General features: G+C 68.9%; 22 protein-coding genes and 6 pseudogenes. 8 read left to right on the forward strand and 20 right to left on the reverse strand.

What is annotated here, in order from left to right; genetic code table 11:
• Positions 1 to 271: 271 nt before the first annotated feature.
• Both IE260_RS33530 and IE260_RS33535 read right to left on the reverse strand, forming a co-directional pair.
• On the reverse strand, positions 272 to 439 hold the full coding sequence (locus IE260_RS33530; protein WP_189878819.1) for a hypothetical protein: 168 nt from the start codon (positions 437 to 439) through the stop codon (positions 272 to 274).
• A gap of 124 nt (positions 440 to 563) precedes the next feature.
• On the reverse strand, positions 564 to 839 hold the full coding sequence (locus IE260_RS33535) for a DUF6199 family natural product biosynthesis protein (RefSeq protein ID WP_229881536.1): 276 nt from the start codon (positions 837 to 839) through the stop codon (positions 564 to 566).
• Positions 840 to 1,139: 300 nt separating this feature from the next.
• On the opposite strand from IE260_RS33535, the gene IE260_RS33540 reads away from it, so the two are divergent.
• The 4 genes and pseudogenes from IE260_RS33540 to IE260_RS33555 form a co-directional block, all read left to right on the forward strand.
• Entirely contained in the window at positions 1,140 to 3,680 is a 2,541-nt protein-coding gene (locus IE260_RS33540; RefSeq protein ID WP_189878821.1) for a DEAD/DEAH box helicase, read from the forward strand.
• Positions 3,681 to 4,076: 396 nt separating this feature from the next.
• The gene (locus IE260_RS33545) at positions 4,077 to 5,168 is read left to right on the forward strand and encodes an integrase core domain-containing protein (RefSeq protein ID WP_189878823.1); all 1,092 of its coding nucleotides are present in this window, start codon (positions 4,077 to 4,079) and stop codon (positions 5,166 to 5,168) included.
• A gap of 50 nt (positions 5,169 to 5,218) precedes the next feature.
• Positions 5,219 to 5,407, forward strand: coding sequence for a hypothetical protein (locus IE260_RS33550; protein WP_189878825.1), 189 nt, complete (start codon positions 5,219 to 5,221; stop codon positions 5,405 to 5,407).
• 284 nt (positions 5,408 to 5,691) lie between these two features.
• Positions 5,692 to 6,000 (forward strand): annotated as a pseudogene (locus IE260_RS33555) (IS630 family transposase); the annotation flags it as partial.
• Between the two features lie 22 nt (positions 6,001 to 6,022).
• On the opposite strand, the pseudogene IE260_RS33560 reads toward IE260_RS33555, so the two are convergent.
• The 11 genes and pseudogenes from IE260_RS33560 to IE260_RS33610 form a co-directional block, all read right to left on the reverse strand.
• Positions 6,023 to 6,148, reverse strand: a pseudogene (locus tag IE260_RS33560) (IS5/IS1182 family transposase); the annotation flags it as partial.
• A 264-nt stretch (positions 6,149 to 6,412) separates the two neighbouring features.
• Positions 6,413 to 6,565: pseudogene (locus IE260_RS33565) on the reverse strand (CoA-transferase); the annotation flags it as partial.
• 8 nt (positions 6,566 to 6,573) lie between these two features.
• The gene (gene fahA, locus IE260_RS33570; protein WP_189878829.1) at positions 6,574 to 7,785 is read right to left on the reverse strand and encodes a fumarylacetoacetase; all 1,212 of its coding nucleotides are present in this window, start codon (positions 7,783 to 7,785) and stop codon (positions 6,574 to 6,576) included.
• Entirely contained in the window at positions 7,782 to 8,675 is an 894-nt protein-coding gene (locus tag IE260_RS33575; protein ID WP_229881538.1) for a hypothetical protein, read from the reverse strand. The genes fahA and IE260_RS33575 overlap by 4 nt, the downstream gene beginning before the upstream one ends.
• Positions 8,672 to 9,853 carry a homogentisate 1,2-dioxygenase gene (locus IE260_RS33580; RefSeq protein WP_189878831.1) on the reverse strand — a complete coding sequence of 394 codons (1,182 nt, stop codon included), beginning with the start codon at positions 9,851 to 9,853 and terminating at the stop codon, positions 8,672 to 8,674. Before IE260_RS33580 ends, IE260_RS33575 begins: the two co-directional genes overlap by 4 nt.
• Positions 9,854 to 9,997: 144 nt before the next feature.
• Positions 9,998 to 11,053: a zinc-binding dehydrogenase gene (locus IE260_RS33585; RefSeq protein WP_189878833.1), complete on the reverse strand. Its 1,056-nt coding sequence runs from the start codon at positions 11,051 to 11,053 to the stop codon at positions 9,998 to 10,000.
• Complete coding sequence (locus tag IE260_RS33590; protein ID WP_189878835.1) at positions 11,050 to 12,018, reverse strand: hypothetical protein; 969 nt, start codon at positions 12,016 to 12,018, stop codon at positions 11,050 to 11,052. The genes IE260_RS33585 and IE260_RS33590 overlap by 4 nt, the downstream gene beginning before the upstream one ends.
• 85 nt (positions 12,019 to 12,103) lie before the next feature.
• Positions 12,104 to 13,069, reverse strand: coding sequence for a carbohydrate ABC transporter permease (locus tag IE260_RS33595; RefSeq protein WP_189878837.1), 966 nt, complete (start codon positions 13,067 to 13,069; stop codon positions 12,104 to 12,106).
• A 45-nt stretch (positions 13,070 to 13,114) separates the two neighbouring features.
• Positions 13,115 to 14,005 carry a carbohydrate ABC transporter permease gene (locus IE260_RS33600; RefSeq protein ID WP_189878839.1) on the reverse strand — a complete coding sequence of 297 codons (891 nt, stop codon included), beginning with the start codon at positions 14,003 to 14,005 and terminating at the stop codon, positions 13,115 to 13,117.
• A gap of 32 nt (positions 14,006 to 14,037) precedes the next feature.
• Positions 14,038 to 15,519: an ABC transporter substrate-binding protein gene (locus IE260_RS33605; protein ID WP_189878841.1), complete on the reverse strand. Its 1,482-nt coding sequence runs from the start codon at positions 15,517 to 15,519 to the stop codon at positions 14,038 to 14,040.
• A 19-nt stretch (positions 15,520 to 15,538) separates the two neighbouring features.
• A complete protein-coding gene (locus IE260_RS33610; protein ID WP_189878843.1) occupies positions 15,539 to 16,624 on the reverse strand; it encodes a zinc-binding dehydrogenase in 1,086 nt (361 codons plus the stop codon).
• Positions 16,625 to 16,841: 217 nt separating this feature from the next.
• Here IE260_RS33610 and IE260_RS33615 point away from each other — a divergent pair, with 217 nt between their 5' ends.
• Together IE260_RS33615 and IE260_RS33620 are read left to right on the forward strand one after the other, a co-directional pair.
• Complete coding sequence (locus tag IE260_RS33615; protein ID WP_189878844.1) at positions 16,842 to 17,591, forward strand: IclR family transcriptional regulator; 750 nt, start codon at positions 16,842 to 16,844, stop codon at positions 17,589 to 17,591.
• Between the two features lie 90 nt (positions 17,592 to 17,681).
• Positions 17,682 to 17,998: pseudogene (locus IE260_RS33620) on the forward strand (transposase); the annotation flags it as partial.
• Between the two features lie 62 nt (positions 17,999 to 18,060).
• On the opposite strand, the gene IE260_RS33625 reads toward IE260_RS33620, so the two are convergent.
• The 7 genes and pseudogenes from IE260_RS33625 to IE260_RS42095 form a co-directional block, all read right to left on the reverse strand.
• A complete protein-coding gene (locus tag IE260_RS33625) occupies positions 18,061 to 18,456 on the reverse strand; it encodes a DUF6188 family protein (protein ID WP_189878846.1) in 396 nt (131 codons plus the stop codon).
• Positions 18,453 to 18,962, reverse strand: a pseudogene (locus IE260_RS33630) (IS30 family transposase); the annotation flags it as partial. The gene IE260_RS33625 and the pseudogene IE260_RS33630, both read right to left, overlap by 4 nt.
• Positions 18,963 to 19,060: 98 nt before the next feature.
• Entirely contained in the window at positions 19,061 to 19,618 is a 558-nt protein-coding gene (tpg, locus tag IE260_RS33635; protein ID WP_189878848.1) for a telomere-protecting terminal protein Tpg, read from the reverse strand.
• A 9-nt stretch (positions 19,619 to 19,627) separates the two neighbouring features.
• On the reverse strand, positions 19,628 to 21,862 hold the full coding sequence (gene tap / locus IE260_RS33640) for a telomere-associated protein Tap (RefSeq protein WP_189878850.1): 2,235 nt from the start codon (positions 21,860 to 21,862) through the stop codon (positions 19,628 to 19,630).
• Positions 21,863 to 22,109: 247 nt separating this feature from the next.
• Positions 22,110 to 22,490 carry an ATP-binding protein gene (locus IE260_RS43205; RefSeq protein ID WP_189878993.1) on the reverse strand — a complete coding sequence of 127 codons (381 nt, stop codon included), beginning with the start codon at positions 22,488 to 22,490 and terminating at the stop codon, positions 22,110 to 22,112.
• A gap of 214 nt (positions 22,491 to 22,704) precedes the next feature.
• Entirely contained in the window at positions 22,705 to 22,839 is a 135-nt protein-coding gene (locus IE260_RS42090) for a helix-turn-helix domain-containing protein (protein WP_229881541.1), read from the reverse strand.
• Positions 22,840 to 22,959: 120 nt separating this feature from the next.
• Positions 22,960 to 23,058: pseudogene (locus tag IE260_RS42095) on the reverse strand (5-deoxy-glucuronate isomerase); the annotation flags it as partial.
• 360 nt (positions 23,059 to 23,418) lie between these two features.
• Here IE260_RS42095 and IE260_RS33655 point away from each other — a divergent pair.
• Entirely contained in the window at positions 23,419 to 23,628 is a 210-nt protein-coding gene (locus IE260_RS33655; protein ID WP_189878852.1) for a hypothetical protein, read from the forward strand.
• 458 nt (positions 23,629 to 24,086) lie between these two features.
• Positions 24,087 to 25,223: a helix-turn-helix domain-containing protein gene (locus IE260_RS33660; protein ID WP_189878853.1), complete on the forward strand. Its 1,137-nt coding sequence runs from the start codon at positions 24,087 to 24,089 to the stop codon at positions 25,221 to 25,223.
• The last annotated feature ends 113 nt before the right edge of the window (positions 25,224 to 25,336 follow it).

The raw sequence follows: 25,336 nt of genomic DNA on the forward strand, positions 1-25,336 counted from the left end.
CGCCCGCTCACCCTGCCTGCTTCGCAGGCAGGGTGACGGTCCGTTCGCTGCGCTCCCGGACCGGCGGGACTTCGTCCCGCTGCCAGGCCTGCGCTTCGCTCCGGCCTGAGGGGCGGGTCCGCTGCGCTCCCCCGCCTGCGGTCCTTCCGGCTGCGCCTCCAGGACCGGGGGCCCGCTTCGCGGGCTTGGCTGGCTACTAGCGTCGGGGGTTCGCGTAGTCGGGGAGTCGGCAGGCTCGGTGACGGTCTGTCACCGAGCCTGCCGGGCGGGATCAGCGTCTGCGGGTCCGGGCGGTACCGACTCCGGCCACATGCAGGGCCAGAGTCGTCAACCCCAGCAGCATTACGTTCGTTGAGGAGAACACATCGTTGGTACCGATCTCTGCCGCGTTGATCAAAAACGCGAAGAAAAACAGCACCGCCGCGACTATGCCAAGCATGAACAAGCTCCTCTCAAACGGATGAAGTCCGTATGCCCCGTCACCGTCTCCGCAGGCATGAGTAGAAGCCCATCTACTCGTGCATCACCTGGCTCTGGCACGGGGCCCGGGGTCTGGCTGAGTGTCACGCCTGCTGGAGCTGCTGGATGAGCATCCAGGTAGCGACTGCGAGGAAGAGGATCCCGGTGCCCCGCTGCATGGCGTAGCCCTTGCTGGTTGGTTCAGTCGCCTCAGGATTCTTCACCCAGTCCCGTTGCAGCCGGCTGTTCAGCTTCCATAGCAGTTGGGGGCGTACCACCTGGACCGCCCCCATGATCAGGAAAAGGCACAGGAGCAGGATGACGGCTGGATTCCCGCCGCCGTTATCCGAGGCGGCTTGAAGTGTCAGGGCTAGGTTCATGGAGGTTCGGTTTCCCTGACCAGGAGTCAGGTAACTGGCACGTTTTCGAGTCGGGTATCTGGCATGTCCTGCGAAAGCTCTGCTTCATTTTGTGTATCGGATAGACTCTGGAGTGAGGCGGCAGCATCGATGAGGGAAGGGGGAGGCGGTTCTGATCACGCTCCCCTGGATACTGATCCGAGGCAGTGAGCGGGCATCGGAGAGGATCAAGGCAGCCGAGCGTGCGCCCCGGCGTGGGAGTTTTCAGCTTCCTGCCGTGTTGACGGCCCTACGCGGTCCCGCAGAGGAAGGCAGACTCGAATGGCAGTGAAGCAGCTGCGTCCCCATCAGCGTGAAGCCGTGGACGCGGTGCTGCGGGCTCTTGAATTGCCTGCAAGATCCACTGTGCCAGGGCGAGGGCTTCGCACTCAGGTGATCATGGCGACCGGAACCGGCAAGACCCTCGTCGCCACCCGGAGCGCCGAGGAGCTGCGAGCGGGCCGTGTGCTGGTTCTCGTGCCCTCGTTGGACCTGCTGGCACAGACCGAGGCCGCGTGGCGCGAGGGCGGCCGCACAGGCCCGATGATCGGGGTCTCGTCCCTGCGGGGTGGGGAGGTGCCCTTCCCGAACACCACAGACGTGGGCGAGCTGGTCGACTGGGTGCGGCCGCTCGACAAGGTCACCGTCTTTGCCACGTACGCTTCGCTCGGGCTCGGCACTCTGGAACGCGCCCACAAGGCCGGCCTTCCGGGGTGGTCGCTGATCGTCGTGGACGAGGCGCACCGGACGTCGGGTCGGATCGGCAAGCCGTGGGCGGTCGTGCACGACAACACCCGTATCCCATCCCTGCGGCGGTTGTACATGACGGCCACGCCGCGGCTGTGGCAGCTGGACGAGGACGCTGAGCAGGGCGCGCCGGGCGAGTTGGTGGCCTCGATGGAAGACGATCCGGACGGGCCGTTCGGCAGCAGGTCTTTCACTTTGACGCTCTCGGAGGCCGTCGACCGCGGAATCTGTGCGCCGTACCAGGTGGTGTGCGTGGACATCACTGATACCCAGCTCCAGGCCGCCCAGCTCCTGGGCGTGGAGGGGCGCTCGGAGCAGGTGCGCGGGGCGCGGCTCGCTGCTCTGCAGACGGCGCTGGTGAAGGCGTCGGCCGAGGAAGGCTTCCGCATGACGCTCGTCTTCCACCACATGGTGAAGGAGGCCGAGGCGTTCGCGGCCGGCCTCCCGGACGTCGCCAAGCGGCTGCACGCCGCCGACCCGGAGCTGTACCCGCGCACGGTGTGGGTCGACTGGCTGTGTGGGGAGCACAAGCCGCTCCACCGGCGCCGTGTACTGGGCGAGTTCGCGGCCGGGATCGCCACGGACGGCACCGTCGTGGAGAAGACCTTCCTGAGCAGCGTTCGCATTCTCGGCGAGGGCGTCGACACATCCCGCTGCGACTCCGTGTACTTCGCGGACGTGCGCGGCTCCATGCCCGACCTCGTCCAGGCCGTCGGCCGCGCGCTGCGGATGCAGCCCGGCGAGGGGAAGGTGGCCAGCCTGGTCGTGCCGGTCCTGCTTGGGCCGGGCGAGACAGCGGACAGCATGCTGACGAGCCGCGCGTTCGGCGGGTTGGCGAAGCTGCTGGAGGCGCTCAGGGCGCACGATGCCCGCGTCGTGGAAGCTCTGGCCGAGCAGCAGGCGCCAAGCCGCGTCCGGGGCGTGCAGAGCCGCAGCTGGGTGGAAGGTGAGGAAGCCGGGAGCGACCGAAGCGACCGGTTGTCCGTGCCGGCCCGGGAGCTACTGAAGTTCAGCACGCCGCGCGACCCCGCCCAGCTGGCCGCGTTCATCAACCTGCGCGTCCTCAACCCCGAGCACCAGCACTGGCGGCGCGGCATCGAGGCCGCCAGCATCTACCACCGGCTCCACGACGACCTGAAGGTCCCGTTCACGTACCGCGTGCCCGGCCGCGACGACCAGAAGGCCGAGCCCGAGGAGTGGCCGGCCGCGCTCGCCGGTTTTCCCCTGGGGCAATGGATCGCCGACGCTCGGAGGTTCTACGCCCGCGGGGACATGGACGACGACCGCATCGCGCAGCTGGAGAAGCTGGGGATGGTGTGGTCGCACTTCGACGTCGCGTGGGAAGAGGGTCTGGCTGCCGTTCGAGGGTGGGCCGCCGAACACGGGCACGCCCTGGCCCCGCTCGATGCCACGTACCAGGGAGCCAAGGTCGGGATCTTTCTGAAGAACGCCAGGGCCGCCGCCCGGAAGGCACAGGAGATCGAACAGCGGCGCGCCGAAGGCCTGCCCGTTCCATCGGCGACCGGAGCGCTGACGCAGGAACGGCGCGAACAGCTTGAGGACATCGACCCGGCCTGGTGCCCCGCCTGGCCGGTGGAGTGGCAGCGGTGCTTCCATCTGGTCCGGCAACACCTGGAGGCCGGCGGCGAGCTGCCGACCGAGCCCGGTGACGTCGTGCACCAGGGCGAGGACCTCGGCCGGTGGGTACGGTCCGTCCGGCTCGGCTGGGACAAGCTGACGACCGTCCAGCAGTGGATGTGCGAGCACATCCTCGGGATCTCACCCGCCGGCGAGAACGAGAAACCCAGACCACGGACCAGCCAGGCCGACAAATGGGCACTGAACTACCAGGCCGCCCGCCAGTACTACGAACGCGAGGGGCACCTTCGGGTACCCAGGAAACACGTCGAACGGATCCTCGTCGGCGGCGACGGGAACGGCGGCAGCAGCCAGGGCCAGGAAGTACGGCAGCTCCGACTGGGAGCATGGATCAGCAACCAGCGCTCGCGGGCCGCGTCCCTGTCACCGGAGCGGATCGAGCAACTCTCACGAATCGGCATGCGATGGACTGGGTAGGCGCGCGTCACACGCGGCCGCGATTCCCCCATAACCAAAGGGAGAGGTCACCGACTGGCGCCCGGGTGCGGGGCGGCGTGAGGCGTCAGACCGTCGTCGTCCTGGTCCACGTCGTCACCGCGCCGCGCACCAGCTGGCGCACGATGCGCGCCCCGGCCATCGAGACGCGGGCGCCGGCACCAGTTGGCGATCCGACTCTGCCGCCAACCGCTCCCGGCAAGAGCGCGAGTAGACGGGAGGTCGCCGACTCCCTTACTGGCGTTCGACCCGCTAGAGGACTTCGGCAGCCGATAAATCATCCGGCCAGGTCACCCTTGATCACTGATCTCCGGCCGTGCCCGTCGCTCGCCCAGCTGTCTTCACCTTGACCGGGAACAGGCGGCATCATGGCCTGTCGTGCTGTTGCGCCTGGCCTATCTCGCCGTGACGAACACCTTCACGCTCCTGCGCCTGTTGCCAATGAGCGACCGGGAGAAGGACGTGGAGATCCTGGCGCTGCGCCACCAGTTACTGGTCCTGCAGCGCCAGGTCGGCAGGCCCGCGTTCACCGACACCGACCGCGCAGTCCTCGCCGGCCTGCTCCATCACCTGTCGAGGGAGAAGCTGGGGCACCTCCTGCTCCTGATACGCCCGGAGACGATTCTTCGCTGGCACCGCGACCTGCTCAAGCGACGCCATGCCGCGACCTGCGGGCCGAAACGACGAGGACGACCGCGCACCATCCGCTCGATCCGCGCCCTGGTCCTGCGCCTCGCCCGCGAAAACAGCTCGTGGGGGTATCGCCGCATCCACGGCGAACTCGCGGCGCTGGGCATCAAGGTCGCAGCCTCCACGGTCTGGGAGACCCTCCGGGAGCACGGCATCCCGCCCGCACGCGAGAGGGAGAGCACCACCTGGGCCGCCTTCTTGCGCGGCCAGGCCGACGCGCTGCTCGCCTGCGACCTGTTCGAGACCCGCACCCTGACCGGAGCGCGCCTGTACGTCTTCGCCGTCATCGAACACGCCACCAGGCGCATCCGGATCCTGGGCGCCACCGCTCACCCCACCGCGGACTGGATCGTGCAGCTCGGACGCAACCTCGTCATGGACCTGGAGGACGCAGGCAGCAAGGCCAGGTTCCTGATACGCGACCGCGACTCGAAGTTCACGCAGGCCTTCGACACCGTGTTGACCGATGCCGGGCTGGAGGTCGTCACCAGCGGTGTCCGGATGCCGAGGATGAACTCCATCATGGAGCGGTGGATACAGACCTGCCGACACGAACTGCTGGACCGCACCCTCATCTGGGACCGGCGCCATCTCCTGCACGCACTACGCGAGTTCGAGTCGCACTACAACGGGCACCGGCCCCACCGGGCCCTGAATCAAGCCGCCCCGCTCCGCTCCCTGTCCGAACCGATCACCGACCCAGGGCAGATCAGACGCCTGGAGATCCGCCGACGAGATCGGCTTGGCGGAATCCTTCACGAGTACCAACACGCAGCCTGAGCTGGACCGATGAAAAATCGGCACCCGCAGACCCATGGCTGCGCTGGATCATGACCCAGGCCGCGCAGACCGCCAAACGCACCCCGCCCTACGCCACCGTCTTCGAGCAGATCGCGCACCGCCGCGGCCGGAAGATCGCCACCGTCTCGGTCGCCCGCAAACTCCTCACCCACGCCTATCACGTGCTGCGCGACCTCGACGCGGCCCAGCAGCCGAAGGAGCCGTGCACCACGGCATGACGACAACACCCCCGGACGGGACGGCAAGCCCCGGGCGAGCTCGCCTTGTAGCATGAGCCGGCCACGGCCGAGCTAATGAGCAGCCCGGCCCCCGAAGGAAGGTCATGATCCGGCCCGGTCGGCCGGGATCGAATGGGTGCGTGCGAGTCTCCTCCGCACGACCGGCATTCGGGGAACCAGCGGCCCAACGTCCCTGTCTCCCACCGCGATCAACCCGGTGCGGGCCGCTACGGAACGAGCCGGGCCGGGGCGTCATGTGTCTTGACAGCCCCAGCCCTCATGGGTGCTACAAGACCGGCGAACGCAGCCGGCTGATCTATCGGCCGCGCGTCCAGGGACATCTGCGTGGCGATCACCGCGGCTTCAGCTGGCAGGACTACCGCGACCTGATCGTGCGGGCCCACCTCCAACTCGGCGGCCCCATCGTGGTGATCTGGGACTCACTGCTGCGACGGTCCACGACCGCCAACATAGTCTTCACCGACCGAGATCACTTGGTCAGGGCCGTCCGTTCCGGCATGCGCCGCATCCAACGCAGACCCCAGCTCATCGACGGCTGCCTCACCGGAACGGGACTGCCACCACCCCACTGACTGCGACAACCCTTCGAAAAGCTCAGTAACAAAGCCTCTGGACGTGGCGGTGGGTGATCAGGCAGACGGCGAGGCCGAGGAATGCTTCGTGGATGTCGTCGCGTCGTTCCCAGCGGATGCACAGCCGACGGAAGCCGTGGAGCCAGGCGGTTGGGTCGGCCGCGCGGCGAGGTGTCTGCCGTGGCAGATCCTGTTCCGCGCGGCCTCCCGCCGAACCGGACATGACGGTTTCCCGGTCATCCGGCTCTCCGATGATTACTGCGTGAGTGGTCTGGCTGATCGTTCCGAATGGATGCGGTCGTGGCAGGTGTCGCAGGCCACGACGGTTTTGCGGCGTCGTTGAAGCATGACGCGCGCCCAGTCGGACGGCTGCCATCCGGCATGTGCGAGGTCGGCGAGGGCACGGACGTGGTGAGACGACCTCCAGTCGGTCGGTGCCGGCCTCCAGCAGGGCCTGGATCAAGGCGGATGGGATGCCGCACAGTCCGAAGCCGCCTACGGCGAGCCTGGCGCCCGGCGGTATGTCGGCGACGGCCTCGGTGGCCGTGGTGATGACCTTGTCCATCAGGCCTCCTACCTGCCGTCGGAAGGGTGGGCGAGGATCCGGCCGCGCGCCTCGCCGAAGCCGATCCGGGTACCGCCCGGTCCGGGGGCGGTCGCGGTGAGCACGATCTCGTCGCCGTTGTGAAGGAAGGTGCGCGTGGCGCCGGCGACCATGACCGGTTCGGTGCCGCCCCAGGTGAGTTCGATGAAGGCGCCCCGCTGGTCTTTCTCGGGGCCGGAGACGGTGCCGGAGGCGAAGAGGTCGCCGGTGCGGGTGGGGGCGCCGTTGACGGTGAGGTGGGCGAGCATCTGAGCCGGGGACCAGTACACGGCGGCGTACGGCGGTCGGCTGACGACCTCGCCGTTCCACCGCACCTCGAAATCGACGTCCAGGCCCCACGGCCGGTCCATGGCCAGATACGGCAGTACGGCCGGTTCCTGGACCGGCGTGTCGACCCGGGCACCGTCCAGGGCGGGCAGCGGGACCACCCACGGGGAGACGGTGGAGGCGAAGGACTTGCCGAGGTTGGGGCCCAGCGGGATGTATTCCCAGGCCTGGATGTCGCGGGCGGACCAGTCGTTGAACAGGACGGCGCCGAAGATGTGCTGCTCCGCCTCCTCTACGGAGATCGGCTCGCCCATCGGGTTTCCGGTGCCGACGACGAAGCCGAGCTCGGCCTCGATGTCCAGGCGGGCGGACGGTCCGAAGACGGGGACCGCGTCGTCAGGGCCCTTGCGCTGGCCGGCCGGGCGGACGATGTCGGTGCCCGAGACCACGATGGAAGCAGACCGGCCGTGGTAGCTGATCGGCAGGTGCTTCCAGTTCGGGGTGAGCGGATCGGGGTTCTGCGGCCGGAACAGCCGGCCCAGGTTGGCCGCGTGGTGCTCGGAGGCGTAGAAGTCGACGTAGTCGGCAACTTCTACGGGCAGGTGCAGGGTCACGGCGTCCAGGTCGTGGACTGCCGCGGCGGCGATCTCCTCGCGCAGGGCCGCCTGCAGTACCGCCCTGACCTCGGTCCAGCGGTCGTGGCCCTGGGCCATGAAGGCGTTCAGGGTGGGCTCGGTGAAGACGGCGTTCTCGCCCTGCTCCCCGAGCAGCAGCCCCAGGTCGACGACGTGGTCGCCGTACCGGGTGGCGGGGCGGGGCGGCTGGCCGGGGACGGAGTAGATGCCGTAGGGCAGGTTGGCCGGGCCGAACGGGGAGTCGGCCGGCACGGAGAGCCGAGTAGTGAGTGTGGTCATGGGGATACCTCGGTGAGGTCGGCGACGGCGTCGTCGGGCAGCAGCCCGAGGCCAGCGAGTTCCCGTGCCGGTCCGGCCACGGAGCAGGTGCCGATGGAGCGGAACAGGTCGCGTACGCGGGCCGGGAGCTCCCGTACCCGGGCGGCGACCCGGGGGCCGTCTCGGTCGGCGAGTAGCGCGGCGAGTTCCTCCGGTTCGGCGCCTCCCAGGGCTGCGCCGGTGGCGGTGAGCAGGTTAAGGAACCCGTGCTGTTCGAAGCCGGTGGCCGGATCGGTGTTGCGCAGGGCGTGGTGCAGTCCTGCGGTCGCCTTGAACGGCACGCCGGCGCGGACCGCTGTCAGGATCGCCGCGGCCAGTTCGGCCTCGTCGGGGTAGAGACCGGCGCGGATGCCGCCGGTGCGGAACTTGGCGTTCAGTCCGGCGGCACCAAGCGCGGTGAGCAGCGGTGCGCGCCGCTCGTCGCGCGGCACCTCCACGTACACCGGTATCGCAGTGTCCTCGAGGGCAGCGGTGAGCGTCGGGACCACCTCGGCGGCCGATACGCCGTCGGTGACAGTCACCTCCAGCCCAGCCACGTGTGCAGCGGGAATTCGGGCCGCGGCGGCGAGCGCGGCGGCGATCTCGGGCAGCGGCACGGTCAGGGACAGGGCGAAGGAGTCGTCGGCCAGGTCCGTGGCAAGCGCGCCGAGTTGGTGGGCGTCGGCGGCCCTCAGCACGAAGGGTCCGACCAGCCGGCGGTGGGCGCCTGTCGTGTGGGCGACGTGGGCTGGCACGGCACGGGCTAGCGGTAGAGAGCCCGGCGGGAAGGCGGCGGCGTCGTCGCAGAGTCCGGCGAACAGCTCCGGTACGCCCTGCTGGGCCGTCTCGCGGTGCCCGGGCGGGGCGCTCACCGGTTCCGCTCCCAGGAGCCGGCGTAGGTGCCGTCGTCGACCGCGAGGGCCCCCTCGCCGAGCAACAGCGGCCGGAAGGTGTCAACCATGACGGCCAGTTCGTCGAAGAACGCCGCTCCGATGGATGCCTCCACGGCACCCGGCTGCGGGCCGTGCGGGTGTCCGCCGGGGTGCAGGCTGATGGAGCCCTGACCGATCCCGGAGCCCTTGCGGGCCCCGTAGTCGCCACCGCAGTAGAACATCACCTCGTCCGAGTCCACGTTGGAGTGGTAGTACGGCACCGGGACGGCCTGCGGGTGGTAGTCCACCTTGCGCGGCACGAAGTTGCAGATCACGAAGTTATGGCCCTCGAAGACCTGGTGGACGGGCGGCGGCTGGTGGACCCGGCCGGTGATCGGCTCAAAGTCACGGACGTTGAAGGCGAACGGGTATAGGAAGCCGTCCCAGCCGACCACGTCGAACGGGTGATCGGGCAGTACGTGCACGGTGCCAGCGATGCCGTCGGGGCCGCGGTGCTTGATGTAGACGTCCACGTCCTCCTCTTCGACCTGCCGGGGGCCGCTCGGTACGCGCAGGTCGCGTTCGCAGTACGGCGCGTGCTCCAGCAACTGGCCGTGGTCGGACAGGTAGCGCTTGGGCGGGTCGATGTGCGAGTTGGCCTCGATCACGAACAGGCGCAGCGGGCCGTCCGGCACGATCCGGTGGGTAGTGGCCCTGGGCACCACAACGTAGTCGCCGGGGCCGGCGTCCAGGTCGCCGAAGACCGTCTCGACGCGGGCACGCCCGACCTCGACGTAGAGGCACTCGTCACCGATCGCGTTGCGGTAGTAGGGGCTCGGCCTGTCGGCCACGACGTAGGCAAGCCGTACGTCCTCGTTGCCGAGCAGCAACCGGCGGCCGCGCACCGCGTCGACGCCGGTGTTCCCGACGGCGAACAGCCGGTGGGTGGGCAGATGGCGTGGAAGTAGCGGGTGATTGGGCACCAGGGTCTGGTCGCCGAGGTCCCAGACCCGGTACTCGCGGACCGCCGAGGGGATGTGGCGGTGGTAGAGCAGCGCGGAGTCGGAGGAGAAGCCCTCCTCCCCCATCAGCTCCTCGTAGTAGAGGTTGCCCTCCGGGTCACGGTGCTGGGTGTGACGCTTGGACGGCACCAGGCCCGCCTGGTGGTAGTACGGCACGTCCTTCTCCTTGCGAGGTGGAGTTCGCTGCCAGATACAAAAAAGACTGTGCGATGAGCGCTCATCTTTGTGCGGCTAAATGCATGATTGACGCTACGTTCGCCCTGCCTCGGAGCCTTCGGTGGCGGCAGGGGTACGCACGGCTCAGCCGACGCGGATGACGACCTTCCCCACCCCGTCCTGGTGGGCGAGATGGTGGTAGGCGTCGGCGACCTCGGCCAGCGGGAACTCCCGGTCGACGACGACTTGGTACCGGCCGTCCTCCACCCCGTCGAGCCAGGGCTGGAGCTCTCCGAAGAAGTCCCGCAGGGAGTCGGTGGGTTTCAGGCTCTTGTGCTTGGCCGTGGTCAGGCGGACGCCGTGCGGAATGTAGTGGAACGGGCTGGGCGCGATGGCCGTACGCCCGTCCAGGGGACGCCCGCTGTGCCGGGCGTACGTCTGTTCCTCAAGGAGCCCGATGAGGGCCACGGTTCCGCCTTCGGCCACACACCTCATGGTGTCGGCGACGGCGGGATAGCCCAGGGTGTCCAGTGCGACGTCGACGCCGTCCGGCGCAAATTCGCGTACATGTGCGACGAGTTGCACGTCGTCGAGCACTGCGTGCCCGAAGCCCAGTCGCTCCAGCGCGGTGCGTTTGGTCTCGGAGCGGGAGGTGGCGACGACGGTCAGACCGTCAGCGCGGGCGATGCTCGCCGCCGCGAGGCCGATGGCGGTGGTGCCGCCGCGCACCAGCAGCACCTGCCCGGGCTCCCAGCGCAGGGTGCGCCGGGCCAGCCCGGCCCGGGTGAATGCCTTGGGCATGGCCGCAACGGTGGTGAAGTCCAGGGTGGACTCGTAGGTGATGAGGTCGGCGGCGTTGGTCAGGACGTATTCGGCGTGCCCGCCGTCCCGGGTCCAGCCGTGTCCAGCCCAGGCGGTGGTGACTTTCTGCCCGAGCGGCACCTCGCCACCGGGGCAGACGACCACCTCGCCGGCGAACTCGTTGCCCAGGACCATCGGATACGAGGGCCCGTCCGGGTCGGCGACCCCCCACAAGGAGGACAGTTCCGAGGAGATGACCGTGGCGGCGCGCACCCGGACCAGTGCCTCGCCGGGGCCCGGCCGGGGCAGCGGTACCTGCTGGACGCGGATGCCGTCGGGGCCGACGGGACGCTCCAGGACCGCGGCCGTCATCGTCTCCGGCAGCGAGGGCGCGCTCATGCGGCACCCTCATGCACAGCCGCGCTGGCCTGAGCCGGCGTCGCTCCGGTGCCAATGGCGGCCAATAGCAGTGCGGTCGCCTCAGCGGCAGCGGCGGCTCGGTCGACGTTGGCGGCGAAAGCGCCGCCGTCCAGGGCCCGGATGAGGTCGTGCACTCCGGGCCCGCGGAACAGGGCGCCGGCCTGGTCGGTGGTCGGCGCCATGCCGAGGTCCAGGTCCCGCCACGGTTCGTCCTCGTGGAGCCGGACGTGGAGCGGCCGGTCGTAGTGGCGCAGCCCGTTCAGCCGGACCTGGCCGCCCGTCCCGTCCAGGACCAGCGTGCCGCGCGCCGTCTGGTCGTCCTCGGCGGCGTACACCTCCACAGCAGGGCCCCGCGCGGTGTGCAGTCGGCATACCGGCCGGGCAGCGTCACCGGGACTTCCGGCCGGCTCCGGGACACTCTCGACAACAGTGACGTCGCCGAACAGCGAAAGAACTGCGTCGACGACACTCCGAGCGGAGGCCCGGCTCTGTTCCGGGTCCGGGCCACCGAACCAGACGCGGGCGCCGTGCACCGTGCCCACCACGTCCTCGGCGAGCGCGGCCTGCCCACCCCGGACCGTGCTGCCCAGGAAGGTGTCGGGACCGGTGCCGGCGAGCAGGCCCCGCGAGCGGGCCGTGCGGCCCAGCTCACGCAGGCCCTCGGGGTCCTGGTAAGGGTTCTCGGCTTCGTAGCAGTGCCTGCCCGCTCCGAGTGCCGCAGTCGACCACCACAAGTCCTGCGGTGCGGCGGGCACGGTGACCACCACGTCCCCGCTGTCGCGCAGGGCCCGGCGCAGCCGGTTCGGGTCCGGCTCGGGTCCGAGGAGGGCAGGGTCGGTGAAGGTGTGCGCGATGTCGTAGTGTCGCAGTCCGCGGCCGTATGCTGCGGCGCTCGGGCCGGTGCCGAAGACGGTGACCATGGGCTCGGGTTGAGCTGAAGGCATGTGCTGACGCTCCTTGGGAGCAGAGGCGTGCCGGCTGGCGCGCGGGTTGGGGTGGGAAGGGGGCGGCTCGGTCGGCTGCCCGGGGCTACTTCAGGCCGCTGCTGGCCAATCCGGCGACGTAGTAGCGCTGCAGGCCGAGGGCCAGGAGCACCAGCGGCAGGGTGAGCAGGGCGGACGCGGCGAAGATCTCCCCGTACAAAGGGGTGTTGGCGTTGTCCGCGTAGCCCGCCATGGACACCTGTGCCACCTGCTTGGCGGGGTCCTGCATCGCGATAAGCGGCCAGAAGAAGTTGCTCCAGGAGTTGATGAACTGGATCAGCACCAGACTGGCCAGGGCCGGGCGCACGCTGGGCAGTCCGACGTGCCAGAACAGTCGCAGGGTGCTCGCGCCGTCGAGTTTGGCGGACTCGAAGGTCTCGTTGGGCAGGGACTTGAAGCTCTGCCGCATGAGGTAGATGGCGAAGGGGCTGAAGGCGAACGGCAGGAAGATGCCGGGGTAGGTGGACAGCAGCCCGAGGTGCTTGGTCACCCCGTACATGGGAATGACCATCGCCTCAACAGGGATGAACGCTCCCAGCAAGGTGGCCGCGAACAGCACGTTCCGGCCGCGGAACTGAAGCCGCCCGAAGGCGTAGCCGGCGAAGGTGGCGACGATCAGGGTCAGCGTGACCTGGGCGACGGACACGATCAGCGTGTTCAGGAAGTCGCGGCCGAAGTGCAGTCGGGTGAACAGGGTGACGAAGTTCGCCATCGTCGGTTCGGCCGGCAGGAAGCTCTTCCAGCTCAATGGGAACGCGTCCCGGACGACCGAGGACGTCCGCTTGAAGGCGGAGGCGAACATCCACAGGATCGGAAAGGCAAACAGGAACGCCACCACGACCAGGACTGCCGTCTGCGCGGCCGAGAGGGTGGTACGGCGCCAGTGCCGTGCCGTCGTCCGCGATCTGCGCCCGCCCAGCCCCAGGTGCGGGTGCCGGTGCTCGCCGCGGATGAGGCTGTCGGGGCCGGAGAGTGCCGTACTCTCCCCCGCCCCAGGTGCTGGGGACGTCATCGGACCGGTCGTGCTCGCAGTGCCGGCGGAGCGCGGGGCCACCACTTACTCACTCCTCAGAATTCGTGCCTGCATGACGGACAGCGCAACCAGGAGAAGCAGCATGACCACTGCCGCCGCGGCAGCTGTCCCGAAGGACTGGAAGCTAAAAGCCTGTTGGTACGAGTAGTAGATGAGGTTGGTGGTGCTGCCGTTCGGGCCGCCGTCCGTCATGACATTGATGGGAGTGAAGATGCGGGCACCGGACAGCGTGGACATGAACGCTGCCACCACCAGCGACGGTTTGAGTAGCGGCACCGTGATCTGCAGCAGAGTCCGCACGGGGCCGACCCCGTCCAGCCGCGCCGCTTCGTACACCTCCTGCGGGATGAGCTGGAGCCCACCCAGGAAGACCAGCATGGGCAGTCCGACCCCCCGCCACACCGACATCACAGTGATGGCGGCCAAGGCCTGGTGCTCCGAGGTGAGGAACGGCTGCTGCGACAGGTGCAGGGCCGAGAGCACCGAGTTGAACAGTCCGAACGACGACTCGTACATCTGCGACCAGACCAGCGCGCCGACCGTCTCCGACGCCGCCATGGCCGCGATCACAGCGGCACGTAGGGCGCGGGAGCTGGGCAGGCGCCGGTTCACCATGATCGCGAGGACCAGGGCGAGCGGGATCTCCAGACCGATGGTGATGACGATGTAGACAACCGTATTGAGTAGCGCCCTGCGGAACTCCGGATCGGCCAGCAGCCCGGTGTAGTTGGCCAAGGTCAGCCCGCCCTCAGCGGCGCGGGTGAAGGGGTTTACGTGGCGCAGACTCGTGCCGAGGACGTCCACGAGCGGCAGATACTGGAACAGCAGGATGCCGATGAACGCCGGTGCCAGCATGAGCATGGCAGGAATTCCGTCCCGGCGGCGACGGCCCTCCTTCACGGTCATGTTGGACATGACGGGTACCTCCGTGAATGGGTGGGCGGTGCTCATCGGTACTTCTTGAGCTGGGCGTCGATCTTGCCTGCGGTCTCGTGCAGGGTGGACGCCGCGTCCGCGCCGAGCGCGATGTTGCGAATGGCGCTGTTTGCGGCCGTGGAGTAGTCCGGCCAGCCGGGGGTCCTGGGGGCGCTGACGTAGTGCCGGCCCGCTGCCAGGCCGAGTTGCTGGGGCTTGCCCTCATAGACGGGCAGTGAGGAGACGATGTCGTCGCGGGCCGGCACGGAGCCGCGCACGGCGTGGTAGCCGATACGGTTCTTCTTGTTGGCCAGGAAGGCCAGCAGTGCCACGGACTCGGCCTGGTTTTTGCTGCCAGACCAGACGAACGGCGCCTCGGCCTGGTTGCAGCCGAAGAAGGTGGTGCCGCGGGGCACCACGGTGGCTCCCCAGCGGAACTTCGGCTTGTCCTCGGGGCTGGCGCTGTACCGGTTGATCAGGGCCATCGCCTCCCAGCCAACGGCGGCCTGGCCGCCGGCGAACTGCTTGGGGACGGCGCCCTTGGGGGTCAGCCCCTCCTTGAACAGCCGCTGGTAGTTGCGCATTCCGCGCACCGCGCCGTCGGAGTCCAGATAGCCGGTCACCTTGTAGCCGGAGGGGTCGACGGCAGCCCAGGTGCGGTACGCGTCGGAGGACCTGCTCGCCTCGGGGTCGCCCATCATGCGGATGAAGTGGCCTTCGAAGCCGCTGTAGTTGGAGCCCGGGCCGCCGTTACCGAGGGTGGAGGCCTCCAGCGCGAACAGCGAGGGGTCCCCGACGCGGGCCAGTCCCTCCTTGAGGTCGGTCAGGGTGTCCAGGAAGTCCTGCACCGTCCAGCCCGACGTCACTCCCTGCGGGGAGAGTTCGGCCGGCGGGTCCACCTTGGCCTTGGCGAACAGGTCCAGGTTGAACACCACCATGGGGATGCCGTCCTCCCACGGCATCACCAGCAGCTTGCCGTCCGCCGACGCGCCCTCGACGACGGAGGGCCGCTGGGTGCGCACGAATTCCTCGGTGAGGTAGGGACCCAGCGGCGCGGCCAGTCGGCCGGCCCCGTAGTAGGGGGTCAGGTCGGTGCGGCCCATCATTATGTCGGGGGCGTCGCCGGACTGGATGTAGACCTGGACCTTCTGCTGGAGGCTGCCGAACGGCACCCGCTCCTCGTCGATCTTGATGTTCGGGTAGGCCGCGTGGAAGGCCGCGTACGCCTTGGTGTACCAGTCGTTGACCGGCGGCGGGGTGTCCGCGCGCAGCACCCGCAGCGTCATCTGGGACTTGCGGGGCATTGGGCCCTGGTAGCCGCCCAGGTCGAGCGCGTAGCCGCCGGGTCCTGGACCCTTCTCGACGGCGTCGGAGCCGGTGCTGTCGGAGTCGCAGCCGACCAGGGTGCTGCCGAGTGCGGCGCCGGCGCTGGCGAACCCGAGCGCGCGCAGCGCGGCGCGGCGGCTGAACCGGGATGCGCCGAGGCGCCCGGCGGGCGTGGGTCTGGCGTTCACGTGGGTCTCCGTTCGGGGGTCAGCTGGAGGCGTCTGCGGCGAGGACGATGCGGCCGATGCGGTCGCTGCTTTCGAGCAGTCGGTAGGCGTCGGCGGCCCGGGACATGGGTAGGACAGCCTGCACGGGGACCGTGATACGGCCTTCGGCGATGCGGTCGGCCCAGTCCTGCATGTGGTTGAGCTGCGGGTCGGGGACCTTCATCACGGTGACGCCGTTCTGCATGGCGGTGGTCAGGCGGACGCCCGCGGGGATGAACCACTGCGGGCTGGGGGCTACCGGGGCCAGCCGATTCTGCGGCTCGGCCGCCACCCGGGAGTGCGCCTGCTCGGCGAGGATGCCGACCATGCAGACGGTCCCGAGCGGCTTGACGCACTTCAGGGTCTCGACGACATGGGGGTAGCCGAGCATCTCGACAGCGCCGCCGACGCCGTCGGGGAACAGCTCGACCACCCGGGCGGCCAGGTCGTCGCCATCCAGCAGCACATGGTCGAAGCTGGCCTCGCGCATCGCGTCGGCCTTGTGCGGGTTGCGGGTGGTGCCGACGGTGGTGACGCCGTCCAACTTGGCCAGCGCGGCGGTGGCCAGACCGATCGCAGTGGAGCCACCGCGCACCAACAGCACGTCGCCCTGCTGCCAGGCGATGGCCTGCTTGATCATCTCGGCGCTGCCGAACGCCTTGGGCAGGGCGGTCAGCGTTGTCCATGGCAGATGGCTGGTGAAGGGCCACAGGTCGCGGCAGCGGGCCAGAACGTATTCAGCCTGGCCGCCGTCCCGGGTGAAGCCGTAGCCGCCGAAGCCTGCCGCGACCTTCTGTCCCACAGGCAGTTCGCCGCCGGGGCACTCGACGACCTCGCCGACAAACTCGTTGCCCATGATCATCGGAAACCGGGGGCCGGGCAGTCCGGGGCCGGGAGCGGACACCCCGTCGAGGGTGGGCAGGTCCGCAGACATCACCGAACTCGCGCACACCCGCACCAGCGCCTCGCCCGGAGTCGGTTCGGGTCGCGGCACCGTCGACCAAGCCAGCGCGTCCACGCCGTTCGGTGCGGTCAGAACTACGGCCTTCATGATGTCGGCGGTCGTGGTGGGGGTCGTCTCGCTCACGGGCGGCGGCGCCTTTCTCAAGCAGCGGAAAGCAGGGCAGTCAAGGAGTTGGAAGCCGGATGCGTCGAGGGTCCGTTGCCCCAACGCCGAAGAGGTGCTATATTCGCACTGTAGGTGCTGATTTCGTACAGCGTAGAAATGGGTCCCAACGGTGTCAACAGTCCGGACGAAGTCGCTCGCGGACGAAAGCTGTGGGCGCGAAGAGAGCAGGACGGTCGTGGAGAAGAACTCGGCACGAGCGAGTGACGCGCAGCAGGCAGCAGCACCCCGGGCGGATTCGAAGACGCTCGACAAGGGCATCCGCATCCTGAAGGCACTGGCGAGCGCGTCGGACGGGCTGGGGGTGGCGGCCCTCTCCCGCGAGGTGGAAATCCACCGCACGGTCGCCTACCGACTGCTCGGCACCCTGGAGCGGCACGGGATGGTCCGACAGGAGACCGACGGCCGCTACCAACTCGGGCTGACCATCGTGGAGTTGTCCGGCGCCGCCCGTTCCGACATCCGCTCCATCGCGCACGAGCCGCTGCGCACCCTGGCCGACCGGACCCACTCCACCGCCATCCTCGAGCGCCTCGACGGCACGGACACGGTGTGCCTCATGGTCGTCGAACCGGGAACGGCTACCACGCATGTCGCCTACCAGATCGGACTGCGTCGGCCGGCCACCAGCACCCCCTCCGGGGCATCTCTGCTCGGCCACGCCGCCAGCCCAGACAACGACAGCATCGACATAGAGACACACGCCGGGGGGCTCGCGGTCACCCGTGCGAACGCGACCGGACCATGGTCGCTGGCCACACCCGTCCCTCGCCCCGGCGGCACCCCGGACACAGCCGTCGCAGTCGTGGCGCTCGAACCACTACCGGTACAGGACACCGCCTCCCTGGCAGCAACGGCGGCAGCCCTCATTGGCGAACGAATGGCGGCACTGGGCCCACTGCGGCACCGGCGTCTCGGGGGAATGTGAGAGAGTAGTCGAGAATGCCGTGCAGGGCGGCGGAGTTGGTGTGTATCTCGGCGAACAGGCTGTTGACAGAGCGGTCTTGGTGCGCCTGTAGTCGACCTGACGCTGACGGCCGAGCACCGGCGCGGGCACGGCGCGATGTACGAGGCACTGAACCGCGGGCACGTGGATGTGCCGCGGCTGCGGCAGGTGCTGGCTGGGCTGCCGCAGCCCGAGGCCGCCGACGGGCGTCTGATCCTGGCGGTGGACGTCACCCACTGACTCCGGCCGGACGCGCCGACCAGTGCGGATCGTTTGTTCTGCCACGTCTACGGCCGCAGCGGACGCTCCTCGGACCAGTTCGTGCCCGGCTGTGTCAGACCCTGGACACGCTGCGGCTGGGGCCGGCCGACGATGTCGCCGAGGTCACCGGGCGGATTCCAGCGGTCGTTGCAACAGGTCAGTGCCGCAACGGTGTCGGTTGCGGCGATGATCAGTGTTGCCAGTCGGTTTCGCCGCCTGGGCCAACCAGGACGGGATCGATTCCTGAGCCGGAGAGGTTCCACGACTCGTAGTCGGGGTCTGGCTCGATGCTGAGCCGAGTGCCGTCGTCGAAGCCGAGGGACAGGGTGCCTTGCCCGGTGACCTCCGTTTCGGTGACGCACTTGGCGAACAGGCCGAGTACCGGTGCCAAGGACGGTCCAGTGGCTGGCATCAGTTGGGCCTGGTGGCCCGAGGAATCCGTGAGGGTGAACGGTGTCTCGATGACGAGCTCGCCCTCGACGCGGATGCGGCCGTCTGGGGCGTGATCAGTGAAGCTGATCCGGACCTGGTGGTCGAAGGCCGTGCGTGTGACACGGGTGCCGACCAGCTCCGCAGGTACTCTCACCGCTCCCCCTGCCGCGGTTCTGCCGTGTGTCGACGGAAAGCCGACGACCGGCTCTGTTGCGCCTTGAACAGTGTAGACAGGCGCTCGGCCGGCGTTTCCCAGCCGAGCGTCTTGCGGGGCCTGCTGTTCAGTTCGGCGGCGACCGCGTTCAGGTGTTCGCGAGTGTGGACGGACAGGTCGGTGCCCTTGGGAAAGTACTGACGGAGCAGGCCGTTGGTGTTTTCATTCGAGCCGCGCTGCCACGGGCTGCCGGGGTCACAGAAGTAGACCGGGACGTTGGTGGCCATGCTGAAGCCGCGATGAGCAGCCATCTCAGTGCCCTGATCCCAGGTCAGTGACCGTTTCAGGTCAGGTGGCAGGGTGTTGACGGCGGCGATGAGGGCGTCGCGCACGGCCGCGGAGTTGTAGCCGTCGGGCAGGTGGACCAGCATCAGGTAGCGGGTGCTGCGGTCGACCAGGGTGGCGATCGCGGAATGCTTCTTGCGGCCGAGGATCAAGTCGCCTTCCCCGCCCGTTGACCTTGGTGACGGTAAGCCTGCCTTGGTGACGCCTATCGTGCTTCGGCTCATGAGCTGCCGGGGCACCACAACGTCGGCGGCACGTCCTATAGGTCGAATTCCACGTGCTCGATATCGGTGAAGCGGACCTCTTCCAGGGAGCCGGCGCGGCGGCCGCCGTCCTGGAAGTAGATCTCCATGAGTCCTTCGGCGGCGATCTGCTGCAGTTGCCGGTCGGGGGCTCCGGCCTGCTGGGCGTCGAAGAGGCGGGCGGCGTAGTGCGGCGGCAGCGCGACGGTCAGGTGCCGGAGGCGGGCGTCGTCGGTCGTACCGACGGGCGCGGTGTAGCCGATCCGGGCGCGAGTGTCGATGACGATGCCACCGGTCGTCGCCGCATGCTTCCGTGCCTTGGCGCGGATCTGCGGCTGCCATCGCTTCTTCACTTCGCGTTCCAGGCGGGCAGCGAGGTCCGGGCGTGGTTTCTTGATCTGGTTCTTGACGTACCGTTCGACGGTGCGCTGGGAGATGCGGAGCATCTGGGCGACCGGTTTGGTGCCCTTGAGTTGCTTGACCAGGTAGCGCATCTGCGCGGGTGCGCTCTTGGGGGCCGGGCGGGTGAACGATTTCTGCACCGCGGCGTCCAGGCCGTCCCCGAACAGGGTCATGGTCCTCTCCTACTCGCCGTTGTCGGTGTCGGTGACGGTGCCGTCTTTGATGTAGCGGGCGAGGTTGAGGTCCGGGGCGTTGAACCGCTCGCGGACTTCCTCGCCCCACAGGACGGTCTGGGTGCCCTCGTGCTTGACCAGGCCGGGGTTGATGCCCAGCTTGAAGCCGCCGGGCAGCGGCTTGCCGTCCCGATAGGGCAGGAAGTCCAGCGGCGTCGTCCCGTCGGCGGCGTACACGACGCAGTCGGACATGATCGCGACCGGGTACTGGCCGGTGAACACAGCGTGCTTGACGATCTTCCGGTGCAGGTTGATCCGGGTGCGGGAGATGACCGCCGCGCGGATGTCCGGCCGCCACGTCGGCCGGGACAGCGCACGCCACGGCGCGCCGGGCCGCCAGCCGTCGCCGCGCGGGCGTTCGCGCAGCTTACCTAGGCCGCCCTTGACCGTCGCCTTGATCGCCGAGGCGACGATCGCCAGCTGCGGGTCGCGGCTCTTGTAGTCGTCCATGGCTGCCAGGAAGTCGGCTGGCGACAGGTCGGCGTGGACGCCGAGGTCGGCCATCGTGGCGAGGTAGGCGTCACGGAGCCGGTTGTACCAGGCGTCCAGATAGCGGCCGTTCTCGTAGCGCACATACGCCTCCAGCGGCGTGACGTCGTAGCCGAGCTCCTGTGCGTAGGCGACGGTGGGCGTCGCGTACCAGGCTGGCCCCTCCGGGCGGTCGCCCTTCGGCGTGAACGGGCTGGGCAGCAGGTCGCCGTCCAGCTCTACCCACTCCTTGCCGACCCTCAACTTCGACAGGTCGACGTGGGAGAGGTCCACCAGCCACGAGCCGGGCAGCTTCGGGTCGAAGACCGGGTTCGTGACGTGCGTCGGGGCTCCGAGACCGACGACCAGGCCGTTGGCGCCGGCGGCGAAGGCCATGTTCACGTCGATGCCAACCAGGTGGCGCAGGGTGCACTCCGCGTCGGTCATGGGCCGGGCCCAGTCGTACGCCTCCTCGAACAGCTTCTCGCCGGGGCCGCGGACGTGGAAGCGGGGCAGGTCCTTGAGGAGCGGGTGGCCGTCGGGGGCCTCGCACGGCGCCGGGTCGACCGGGTCCTTGCCCAGGCTGCCGGGGTTGGGCTCAGAGTGCCGGCGGCCGTCTGCATCCGGCTCGGACGCACGGGTGGGCGGGTGCAGCGCGGTCATCAGCTCCAGGCCGGTGACGGCGGTGGAGCCGCGTGGCGTCATCACCCGGGACGCGTACACGCCCAGCACACGGGCGAGTTCCGCCGGCGGGAGCTCGGCGGCGTTGCCCCAGTGGCGGGAGTCGAGAGCGTGCCAGGACGGGATGCACAGCTGCACGCAGGCCCGCTCGGAGCCCTGCGCGGGGCGGTAGATCCGCGCCCACGGCCCGAATCCGCGCTTGGTCAGCTTCCACTCCATACGCGTGAGCTGCTTGATGACCTTGTGGCCTTCCGACAGGCGCCCGGCGTGCCGCTCCTCCTCCGTAAGCATCGTCGGCAGGCCGTAGCGCTCCAGCGCCGCCTCGGTCAGCACCAGCAGCGGGTCGGCTTCCTTCCCCGGACCGGACAGCCTCGGCTGCCCGAGACGGGCCTCCTTCAGCGTCCACGCCACCAGAGCCGGGAGAGACTTGGCAGGCACGTCCAAGACCAGGCCACCGGGACAGTACGCCACCACCTGGCCGTCGGCGTCGACGTCGACGACGGCGAGCGGACTGTTCTCGAAGCGCGGGTCGGTGCCGCCTGCCGCAGTGTCGGCCGGGGCCGCCTTCCGCGCGCTCGGGCGGCGCGACATCGACGTGCTCCTGGCGGTACGCGCCGGACGCGACGCGGCCTGCTCGGCGGCCGGAGCGGAGGCGGTCTGGAGGTTCTCGTGTGTCGTCGAGGCCGCACCATCGGACGGCGGGCCGGTAGGCATAGCCTGCTCCACCGGGGCCGACTGGCCGGTGGACGCGGCCGGCACCGCGGCCGAGGTGGTCGGCGCTGCTGCGGGCGCGGGGTAGAGCTCCGCGAGCTTTTTCAGCAGCCGTGCATAGGCCTCACGTTCCGGGCCGCGCGGCTCGACCGGCTTCTTGGCCGACTCCCAGCCCGACACCGTGGCCCGGCGCACCTTCAGCGCGGCGGCCACCTCGTCCAGAGTCAGGCCGTGTGCGATCCGCAGCCGCTTGCGCTCCTCCGCCAGCGGCAGCGGAGAGCGGGACGCGACCAGCGCGTCGACCGCGTCGAACAACTCGGACATGGGAAAACCTCCTGGCCACTACACTACCCGACGGACCGTACGGGTAACGTACATTTACCGTACGCAATGCGTACGAATGTCTCTCGCGCGCGTTGAAACGTCGCACCCCCACTACCCCCGCGGTCGCGCCTGCGCGATCCCGTGCGTACTCGAGCGCGCAGGCCCCGTCTGCCACGGCTGCTGACCGCGGCTCGGGCTGGCGGGTACACCAGCCACGGTCGGCCCGAGCCTGCGACCGGTGATCGGGTCACCGCGGCCAGCCTTTCGCCGCTGCCCTCGCCACTACACAAGACGCCCACGGCATCAGCCCGTGCCTGTGCCTCGAGTCGCCGACGATCTCGAAGATCCCTCCGCGCCGACATACCTGGTCCAGCGTGCCGAAGGACGAAGCTCGAGTACCGAGTAGGACCACGAGGCCGGTGGCCAGGTGGGTCTTGCCGGTGCCAGCGGGCCCAGGAAGATCACATTCTCCTTGCAGGCGACGAAGTCGAGTGTCCCGAGGTGGCGATGACCTCGCGTTTGAGGACCGCTGGTGGTCGAAATCGAAGTTCTCCAATGACTTGCGAGCCGGGAAGCGGGCCGCGCGGGGACGCAGTGGTCGCGAGGCAGTCTGAGCGAGGCCTTCCACATCTCGCCCGGCTCATAGACCGTCCGTGAGGCCGGATACCCGGGCCGGTAGGCCGGCCGCAGCTCTCTGACCCGGCCCTTGAGGACCGTCATCCCGCGGCCCAGCCGATCCGCTCGGCGATCACAGTCGCGGACATCTCCGGGCTCTGCTCAAGCAGTCACGGATCCGCGGCTCGACAGCTTCCACGATCGAGCCTTCTGCACCCGCTGGTACTTCAGCGGTGGTCGTCCGCGATCGCTCTGCGGACGGAGTTCCTCGAGATCCCCAGCTTCCTGGCGATCACCCGGATCGGCATCTGCTCGGCCCGGTGCAGCCGGCGGATCTCCGCCCAGTCATCTACGCTGATCACCCCTCCTCCCGGCCTGGCTCAACGAGCCAGCCCCTCTGGAGGGGGCGCCTAAGCTCGCTACTGGTCCACTTTTCAGGCGTCGCCGACAGAAGCGCCGGTGCGGTGCAGGCGGCAGGTCCGGACCTCCGGCGCGGGGCCATGGCGGGCGGGGAGTCGGCGCTCGCACTTCGCTCCTGCCAGGGCGAAGCGGCCTCCCGCACCGGAGGCGTTCTGTGCCCGGGGTGCCGGGGACGGACCGCGTCGGCGAGCCTGCCGCGGGCAGGTCGAACGCCATCGCGTTCCCTTCGCATTCGTCCTTGCGTCCTACCCCGGTTCTCTGCGCGCCCTTTAGTGGGTGCTGCCCTGCCTGGCGGCTTCTGCCGAAGAGGCCAGACGGAAGCCGACGTCGTGGGGGAAGGCGCGATCGCACCGACCGCCGCTGATTCGGTCGCTCACTCGACAGCTTGGCGTGTAGTTGCAAGGAGGTAGTCGTGGGGCCCCGGACAAGCACCATAGAAGCGACGTCCCAGTTCACTTCGGAACTCGTCCGGGGGTATTCATTTAAATGGATTCGCAGGTTGAGGTCAATGCACTCCCTGCATGCTCACGGCAGCCGGAGTCGGTCAACGTGTAGACAGCCGCGCGGAGAAGCCGACCACCGAATGGCTGCCCTTCGACTCCGAGGCCTGCCTGTACCTGACCGACGCTTGGAGTACAACGCGAGCACGCAGGAGTATGGAAGCCGGCGACGGCTTCGGCGCCGTGGTGTTCGCCGCAGATGGATCAGCCACCGCGATCCATCACCGATGAATCTCCCAGGACAGGCCCCAGTGATGCCGCGTACAGGCTTGCGGTGGCAGTGGCGGTTACGTGTCAGCGTCCGCGGGTGATCAAACCGGCCCTTACACGGCCACCAGCAGCACCCGTTCGTTCGCCGTGCTCCTCGCGCCAGCTACCTTGCCAGCGGGTGGGATCGGCGCCCTTCTTCATCTGCCCTAAAGGCCGGGCGCGGCCAGCCTTGAGGCATCATGGTCAAGCTCGCCGGGGAGGAGGGCCAGCGGGTTAAGGAAGGCGACCTGGTCGTCGGCCCTGCAGATCGACCCCTCAGTTCCTCGCCGCCGGCCGATGTCCCGAGGCCGAGATGACGGGGATAGCCAGCAGCGTCTTCTGCTGCCCGGGACAGCGCCCTGCTCAGCGGCTTGAGCCTTGCGAATGCGTGACAAACCCCTCTATACCCTTGGTTGCCTCGTACTGATCGGGGAGAACAAATGAACCGTGCCCTGGCGTCTCTCGCGCAGCGGCTGCATGAGGAACGGCACGCCCTGGTCGGCAGCGCGGTCGAACTGATTTACCGGGAGCTCAACTCGTATCGCAGCGTGCCGGTCGAGGCTGTCCGGTCCTCGCTGGAGAAGAACATCGCCCGGGCCATCACGACTTTGCGAGACGGGAAGGTCCCCGAGGCCGACACCGGCGATGAGGCCGCGTTCACGACCCGGGAGCGAGCCGAGCAAGGGGTCCCGATCGAGGACATCATTCGGGCCTATCGGATCTCCCTGCGCGTCATCCATGACCGCTTCATCGAGTTCGCCAACGAGACACCTTCCTCAGTCGAGGTAGTGCTGCGGGGATCCAACCTCCTGTGGGCGGTGGGCGACTGGTTCACAGCACGTGCAGCGGCCGAGTATCAGCACCGTGCCATCCATGACGCGGTCCGTCGCTCGCTCGAGCGGGCCGAGCTGCTACGCGCGGTCCTGGCGGGCGCAGCGGACAGCGACACAAGTCGTGGCAGGGTCGCCGCCGCGGGACTCGATCCAGCAGGGCAGTATGCGGCGGTCAAGGCGCTCCCCCGGGAGGGCGTCAGCCCCGAGCAGTTCTGCCGCGCCGTCGAGCTGTCCGGCAGCGTTGGGGCCAGGCCGGCGCTGATGGCTCAGTTTGGCGGAGTGTGCGTGGGGCTGGCTCCGCGCCGCCCGCAGGTTGCCGATCTCGGTTTCGTCGCGGTCGGCCCTCATGTGTCGCTGCCCCGCATACCTGAATCGGTGGCCGTAGCAGATCGCATCTTCAGTCTTACCAACCGTCCCTTCCAGGGTGTCTTCGGCGTGGAGGAGATGTCGTGGCGTCTGGCTGTCGAGGCCGAACCCTGGGTAAGCGGTCACCTCCGGTCCAAGTACGTCGAGCCGCTGGCACAGGACGGGGAGTTCGGAGCCCTGGTGCTGGAGTCCGTGCGCACCTACCTGGCCTGCGACCGCAGCATCAAGCACGCAGCCGCCGCCCTGGTTGTCCATCAGAACACCCTCCGCTACCGCCTGGCCCGCTTCGAGGAGGCGACAGGAACCTCCCTCGCCGAGACGGACGTCATCATTGAGGTGTCGTGGGCATTGCAACAAGTGCCACCACCCCACCACTGATCAGTCCGCGGCGGTTGGAGAGTTCTCCAACCACTGTGCGTCGCTGTTGTGCCGCGGGACGTAGATCCATGCCGCTGCTCGGCGCACCATGACTCGCAACGTAGCCAAGCGGG

Origin of the sequence: Streptomyces viridiviolaceus (genome assembly GCF_014650995.1) — a bacterium.
GTDB classification, from domain to species: Bacteria; Actinomycetota; Actinomycetes; order Streptomycetales; family Streptomycetaceae; genus Streptomyces; species Streptomyces viridiviolaceus.

Excerpts from the sequence above, each read along its gene's own strand:
- IE260_RS33530 (WP_189878819.1), bottom strand. The coding sequence starts at position 439 with ATGCTTGGCATAGTCGCGGCGGTGCTGTTTTTCTTCGCGTTTTTGATC.
- IE260_RS33535 (WP_229881536.1), bottom strand. The coding sequence starts at position 839 with ATGAACCTAGCCCTGACACTTCAAGCCGCCTCGGATAACGGCGGCGGG.
- IE260_RS33540 (WP_189878821.1), top strand. The coding sequence starts at position 1,140 with ATGGCAGTGAAGCAGCTGCGTCCCCATCAGCGTGAAGCCGTGGACGCG.
- IE260_RS33550 (WP_189878825.1), top strand. The coding sequence starts at position 5,219 with ATGACCCAGGCCGCGCAGACCGCCAAACGCACCCCGCCCTACGCCACC.
- fahA (WP_189878829.1), bottom strand. The coding sequence starts at position 7,785 with ATGACCACACTCACTACTCGGCTCTCCGTGCCGGCCGACTCCCCGTTC.
- IE260_RS33585 (WP_189878833.1), bottom strand. The coding sequence starts at position 11,053 with ATGAGCGCGCCCTCGCTGCCGGAGACGATGACGGCCGCGGTCCTGGAG.
- IE260_RS33590 (WP_189878835.1), bottom strand. The coding sequence starts at position 12,018 with ATGCCTTCAGCTCAACCCGAGCCCATGGTCACCGTCTTCGGCACCGGC.
- IE260_RS33595 (WP_189878837.1), bottom strand. The coding sequence starts at position 13,069 with ATGACGTCCCCAGCACCTGGGGCGGGGGAGAGTACGGCACTCTCCGGC.
- IE260_RS33600 (WP_189878839.1), bottom strand. The coding sequence starts at position 14,005 with ATGTCCAACATGACCGTGAAGGAGGGCCGTCGCCGCCGGGACGGAATT.
- tpg (WP_189878848.1), bottom strand. The coding sequence starts at position 19,618 with ATGACCCTGTTCGGGGACGGCCTGGACGCCGCGGTGCAGAAATCGTTC.
- tap (WP_189878850.1), bottom strand. The coding sequence starts at position 21,862 with ATGTCCGAGTTGTTCGACGCGGTCGACGCGCTGGTCGCGTCCCGCTCT.
- IE260_RS33655 (WP_189878852.1), top strand. The coding sequence starts at position 23,419 with ATGCTCACGGCAGCCGGAGTCGGTCAACGTGTAGACAGCCGCGCGGAG.
- IE260_RS33660 (WP_189878853.1), top strand. The coding sequence starts at position 24,087 with ATGAACCGTGCCCTGGCGTCTCTCGCGCAGCGGCTGCATGAGGAACGG.